This window comes from Curtobacterium sp. UCD-KPL2560, from assembly GCF_001705035.1.
In the GTDB taxonomy this organism is placed as follows: Bacteria; Actinomycetota; Actinomycetes; order Actinomycetales; family Microbacteriaceae; genus Curtobacterium.
Map to the genome: position 1 here is coordinate 1 of NZ_MCIG01000154.1, position 690 is coordinate 690.

Genomic DNA, 690 nt, shown 5'->3' on the forward strand with positions numbered 1-690 from the left:
ACTGCCGGGCGCCCATCTCGATCGTGGCGATCGAGCCGAGGTGTTCGCTGAGCTTCTGGTGCTGCCCGAGCCATCCGTAGTCGGCGTTGCCCTGCTGCGTGTCCGGCCCGGACTGGTTCGCCGTGGCCGTACCGAACAGGCCGGTGGCCTGGTCCATGACCTGCCCGAACGGGTCGTACACCGGCAACACCTGCGAGGCGAGCTGGCCCGACCCGTCGGTGGTGGCGACGATGTCCCCGTGGAGGTTCGGGTACGACCACACCGCGCTCGTCCCACGGAGCTCCGCGGTCAGCCCGCCCGGCAGGGGCAGGTCCCACTCGGTCAGCTTGCTCGCGCCGTCGTAGACGAAGTCCGGGGTGTCACCATCGCCGGTGAACCCGTACCGGGTGACGGTCTTCGTTCCGTTCGGGGTCTGTTCCGTGCGCTGCACGATCCGGTTCGACGCGTCCCGCACGTACGACACCTTCGACCCGTCCGTCAGAGCGGTCTGGACGTGCCGGTCCTGCCCGTCGTAGACGAGGGTCTCGTCCGCCAGCGTGGTGGTGTTCCCATGCGCGTCGTAGACCAGCTGCGCACCGGTCAGGGACTGGTTCACCGGCGTCGCTCCCGTGACCGGGTTCGTCACCGTGGTCCCGATGAGCCGGTCCGCTGCGTCGAAGCAGGACGCAACCTGCGTCGCCGCACCCGCCG

The 690-nt window shown here is 69.6% G+C and carries 1 protein-coding gene; it reads right to left on the minus strand.

Translation table 11 applies throughout. The annotated features are described in order from the left end of the window. Positions 1 to 690 (minus strand): hypothetical protein (locus BEP24_RS17765; RefSeq protein ID WP_216093163.1); only part of this gene is annotated, 690 nt, incomplete at both ends.